The following is a 4925-nucleotide window of genomic DNA, read 5'->3' as shown; positions in this document are numbered from 1 at the left end:
AAAACACTATAACACAAGATTTGTGAATTGCCTCCATGTTTTTCTCCCTTGCTGTCGCTTTGGTCGAAAAACTGTCGTTAATTCACGCGCCATTCATCCCACGCTGCCCTTCGGGTCAGTCGTGGGGCTTCTGTCGGTTAAGCTAAAATCTAAAATCCAAAATTGATAATAGTTAACTTCCCCAAATTTTTTCTAAGACTATTTGGGGCGCAATATCTGCTAGTTTTCCAGTGGGTGAGGTAATAGCTAAGACTTTTTCACTTGTGGGTAATAATTTTTCTGAGTCCGTAGAATTTAGCAAAGCTATTGTATATGTTTCTACTGCTATACTCAATTGCAGAAGACTATTTTCTACAGACAACATTAAACTAGCGCCACCAATGATGGCGGTTAGTTTGCCAATATCATCGGGGGAAGTAACTTTAATATTGTGACAATGTTCTAAAATTGAACGCACAAACGACTCATTATCAGCTTCTTTAATGACAACAACGGGTAAATCTGGTTGTTTTTCTTGGCAAGCTGCAATGATTTTTTGCCAACTTTCTACAGGGTAGGTTGTATCTAAATTAGATCCACCAGCATTGATGAGAATAAAACCTGATTCACTTACGCCTAAACGTTTTTGTTCTCCTTGCGCCCATTCGATGTCTACTTTTGGCACATTTACTGATAGTGGTGGACAAGGAGTATTAATCTTTAAAGGTTTGAGTAGGTCATGGTACACTTTTGCCACATATTGGGATAGGTTGGGTGTAATGTGATTAGTGAGAAAAACCGCACCTTGTCCTTGATAGCCAATGCGTGTGGGGATTCCTGTTAACCACATTAGCAAGCCTACTAACCAACTTTGTCCAACAATAATAGCGACATCATACTCACGATCGCGGATCATGCCAACTAAGTTACCCCAATCAGCCAAACTATTACGATCTTTGTAGTCAAAAGTTAATACATCATGAACTGACTTGCTTACTCGGTAAGCAGCCTTTGACTGGGGTTCGACAATGACATCTATCTGCGCGTCGGGATAATAACGCTTAAGATCATCAAGAGTGGCAAAAAAAAGAATTTGGTTATCAATTGAACCAGGTACAAGGGTTACTACACGCATAATATTTATTAACGTTTATTGTTTTATATTTTAGGAGAATATAGGTATTGAGAATTATGAGTCACGATCTTAAGATGTAGGGGCGCAAGGCCTGCGCCCAAGGGTTAGAAGTTAGGAGTTTTTGAATTTTGCTAGTGAAGTTATTCTCAAAAATGGGTATTCTGAATTTATTTAATTAAAGATCAAGGAAAAGTTGTGCATTTACTAATTCCCGCTGCTGGAAGTGGCAAAAGAATGGGCGCTGATCGTAATAAACTTTTATTACAGGTACGTTCAAAACCATTGATTGCTTGGACTTTGTTGGCAGCAGAAGCCGCAAGTTCTATTAGTTGGATAGGAATTGTTTCTCAACCTCAAGATTGGGACAAGTTCAAGTCTATTATCGCTGAATTAAAGCTAAAAAAAACAATAGAATTAATTTCTGGTGGTTCTACTCGTCAAGAGTCAGTTTATAATGGCTTACAGGCATTACCAAGTAATGCGGGACAGGTATTAATCCATGATGGCGCTCGTTGTTTGGCAACACCAGATTTATTTAATGCCTGTTCTGAAGCAATTCTCAATTGTTCTGGTTTAATTGCGGCTGTACCTGTTAAAGATACCATTAAAGTTGTTGATGACAATGGCATAATTAAAAGTACACCAGAACGTAAACAACTTTGGGCGGCTCAAACCCCCCAAGGGTTCGATGTCAAATTGTTAAAACAGTGCCATGCTGAAGGTGTCCGTCAAGGTTGGGAAGTGACTGATGATGCGGCTTTGTTTGAAAAATGCGGTATTGAAGTGAGGATAGTTTCGGGGGAAGAGACTAATTTGAAAATTACTACTCCTCAAGATTTGGCGATCGCAGAATTTATACTTAGTTATAGAGAATAAGCAGGGGAGCAGGCAGCAGGGGGCAAGCAGGGGGAGAAAAATTTTCTAAAATCTAAAATCCAAAATCTAAAATCTAAAATACTGAATGCCCAAGAATATACCTATAGTAGGCAAAATAGAAGCGATTCTTTATTTAAAGGGTAAACCCTTATCACTAAGTGAAATTGCTGAATATGCGAAATGCGATCGCTTCGCAGCAGAAGAAGGAATTATCGAACTAATTGAGAATTATTCCCGTCAAGACACAGCTTTAGAAGTCGTAGAAACTGAACATGGTTATAGTTTACAACTGCGGTCAGAATTTCATGATTTAGTGCAAGCTATAATACCAGTAGAATTGGGAGTTGGGGCATTACGGACATTAGCAGCGATCGCCCTCCATAATCCCATATTGCAAAGTGAATTGATTAATTTACGGGGTTCAGGAGCTTATCAGCACGTTCAAGAATTAGTAGAATCCGGTTTCGTCCGCAAACGCCGAGAAAGTGATTCTCGCTCCTTTTCTCTGCAAATAACACCAAAATTTCATCAGTATTTTCAAATCGAACAACTACCCCAAATTTTGGCAATTCCAGACAAAGAACAGCAACTAGAACTGGAGTTAGAAGGATTAGAGGCAGAGGAGGGAACAATTCAAAATTAAAAAACCCTTCTCTATTCCCTATTCCCTTTTCTCTGTAGAAAATGCGCTACCCTATGAATATGGTTTAGAGTAAAATCAGCAGTTAAGCTAATATAAATCGCCAATGGTGTTTGATCCTGACTTTTTGCAAGACGACTCTGAGCAACACCCTAATCAACTTCTGAATGATCGCTTTGGGGACAACCCAAACCAATTACTGAAATATTTACAGCATCAATCTCCTGAAGTTTTAGCCCGTGTAGCCCAAGCTGTCAGCCCCGAAATTAAACAAATCATTTCCCAGAATGTCCAAGGACTCGTGGGAGTGATACCGACAGAACATTTTAATGTGCAAATTACAACAGACCGGGAAAATCTAGCGGGAATACTAGCATCAGCAATGATGACAGGTTATTTTCTCCGCCAAATGGAACAGAGAATGCAATTGGAACATTTATCCAATCAATAGGAGTCAGGAGTCAGGAGTCAGGAGTTCACCAAAAACAAAGAACAAAAAGAAAGTTTCTTCCCCTCCCCCTGCTTCCTATTCCTGTTCTCTGTCCCCTGCTATTGAGGTTGACACTCCCCGGTCTAAAGACGCGGGGATTCTATAGAGAGTTTCAGTCTATATCTCTCAGTTATCCCAGCTTCAGGCAGGGTTCCTTAAATATTTGGGTTCCTGCCCTGATCCTGTTTGCCATTACCGGCAGAATCATCTCTGACAAGCGTAACTTTCCGAGAGTCCCCCGGTAGGTTTTTAATGTCTTTGCTGACAATTTAACTGTATCACGAATATGGATTAAAATTTGAAGTTATTTCAAATTTTTAAATTAATGTTAATGCAGGATAAAGGAAAGCCTCTAGCCTTCATCCCTTGTCTAAAGCACAGATGTAGCTTCCTAAGTCAGCTACATCTTCAAGGGTTTTCGGCATTTCCCTTATAATTTCCCGAACGAACCTTAAAGATTTGAGTTTTCCCATTGCGGTTGACTTCTATGGTAAGAATGTCTCCAACACTACTCGATTCGACTATCTTTTGGACTTGAGCCGCAATTTTGATTTGTTTACCATTAACTTTTTGAATCACGTCACCAGGAAGTAATCCTCCTATCTGTGCGGGTGATTTTTCCATAACTTTTCTGATAACAATTCCCACGTCTGGCTGAATGTTTAGCTGATCTTCCGCTTTCAGTCGCTCTTTTGTGGTTGTGGAAATGTCTATCATCTCAATTCCTAGAAAGGGGTGAGCAACTTCTCCTGTGGTAAATAGTTCATTGGCTACACGAAAGGCGGTTTCAATGGGGATAGCAAAACCAAGTCCTTGAGCATCAGCACGGATAGCAGTATTTACGCCAATAACTTGCCCTTGAGCATTTAAGAGTGGTCCACCAGAATTGCCAGGATTAATAGCTGCATCTGTTTGGATAAAACTAACGCGCTTATTAGGAACGCCTACTTGGGCGCTAGTTCTGTCCGTGGCACTGATAATGCCAATAGTGACAGTATTATCTAAACCTAACGGATTGCCTATAGCGATCGCCCATTGTCCAGGAATTAAATTTTGTGAATTACCTAACTTGACTATCGGCAACTTGTGGGCGGAAATTTTGACTGCGGCTATATCTGTCACCGTATCAACCCCTACCACCTTCCCCTCAAAACTCCGCCCATCTTTGAGGGTAACTTGAACCGTGTCTGTATCTGCCACTACATGAGCATTAGTTAATAACTTACCATCCTCACTCAGTATAAATCCTGAACCTGTCCCTCGCTCAACTTTTTCTGAGGGGATTGGTTGTTCATCCTCTTTAAAAAAATGGCGAAATAAGGGATTTTTGAGAGCTTCAGTCATCGGATTTGATACTTTACGAATTGCATTAATTCGCACAACCGCAGGACCAACTCTGCCGACAGCAGTGGCGATAAAATTGATATTATCACTTCCCGAAGTGTTAAGTATGCCATTGACAGGTTGAGGAGCAGCAGATTCAGCAGGTAAAGTTACTGCCACATTTTTTAATTCTTGAAATGAAAGATTGTGCGTCCAAAAATAACGACTAACAAATACACCACCACCAGAGCCAATTACCACCAAACCTAGATAAACAGCCAGTTGCTTCCAAGATACATTCATAATTATTAAGAATAATGGCACTCAAGGACAGATGAAAGCTTATCTCTTTAGTGTAATCAAGCAAACCTTCAGTGAACAGATCATTTGAGCGATAAATATCAAAAATTTGTCAGCATATTCGGGGATCATATCTAGTAGTCTGTCAACCCGAAAATGACGGGTGAAGGGGAGGTGGGGGA

The 4925-nt window shown here is 40.3% G+C and carries 5 protein-coding genes; 3 read left to right on the top strand and 2 right to left on the bottom strand.

Annotated features, from left to right (window positions below):
- Positions 1-172: 172 nt before the first annotated feature.
- Complete coding sequence (locus tag AN486_RS26105; protein WP_053539653.1) at positions 173-1114, bottom strand: glycosyltransferase family 9 protein; 942 nt, start codon at positions 1112-1114, stop codon at positions 173-175.
- 195 nt (positions 1115-1309) lie between these two features.
- Here AN486_RS26105 and ispD point away from each other — a divergent pair, with 195 nt between their 5' ends.
- The 3 genes from ispD (at position 1310) to AN486_RS26090 (ending at position 3081) form a co-directional block, all read left to right on the top strand.
- Positions 1310-1990 carry a 2-C-methyl-D-erythritol 4-phosphate cytidylyltransferase gene (gene ispD / locus AN486_RS26100; RefSeq protein WP_190382745.1) on the top strand — a complete coding sequence of 227 codons (681 nt, stop codon included), beginning with the start codon at positions 1310-1312 and terminating at the stop codon, positions 1988-1990.
- A gap of 85 nt (positions 1991-2075) precedes the next feature.
- Complete coding sequence (gene scpB, locus AN486_RS26095; protein ID WP_053539654.1) at positions 2076-2633, top strand: SMC-Scp complex subunit ScpB; 558 nt, start codon at positions 2076-2078, stop codon at positions 2631-2633.
- A gap of 103 nt (positions 2634-2736) precedes the next feature.
- Positions 2737-3081 (top strand): DUF760 domain-containing protein, encoded by a 345-nt coding sequence (locus AN486_RS26090; protein WP_027401717.1) that lies wholly within the window; start codon positions 2737-2739, stop codon positions 3079-3081.
- Between the two features lie 447 nt (positions 3082-3528).
- Here AN486_RS26090 and AN486_RS26085 read toward each other — a convergent pair whose 3' ends face one another.
- The gene (locus AN486_RS26085) at positions 3529-4746 is read right to left on the bottom strand and encodes an HhoA/HhoB/HtrA family serine endopeptidase (RefSeq protein WP_053539655.1); all 1218 of its coding nucleotides are present in this window, start codon (positions 4744-4746) and stop codon (positions 3529-3531) included.
- Positions 4747-4925: the final 179 nt, after the last annotated feature.

This window comes from Anabaena sp. AL93 (assembly GCF_001672085.1).
GTDB classification, from domain to species: domain Bacteria; phylum Cyanobacteriota; class Cyanobacteriia; order Cyanobacteriales; family Nostocaceae; genus Dolichospermum; species Dolichospermum heterosporum.
This window is presented reverse-complemented; position numbering and strand designations above follow the sequence as displayed.

What these genes read in the sequence shown, in the direction of transcription:
- AN486_RS26105 (WP_053539653.1), bottom strand. Translation starts at nt 1,114, where the DNA reads ATGCGTGTAGTAACCCTTGTACCTGGTTCAATTGATAACCAAATTCTT.
- scpB (WP_053539654.1), top strand. Translation starts at nt 2,076, where the DNA reads ATGCCCAAGAATATACCTATAGTAGGCAAAATAGAAGCGATTCTTTAT.
- AN486_RS26090 (WP_027401717.1), top strand. Translation starts at nt 2,737, where the DNA reads ATGGTGTTTGATCCTGACTTTTTGCAAGACGACTCTGAGCAACACCCT.
- AN486_RS26085 (WP_053539655.1), bottom strand. Translation starts at nt 4,746, where the DNA reads ATGAATGTATCTTGGAAGCAACTGGCTGTTTATCTAGGTTTGGTGGTA.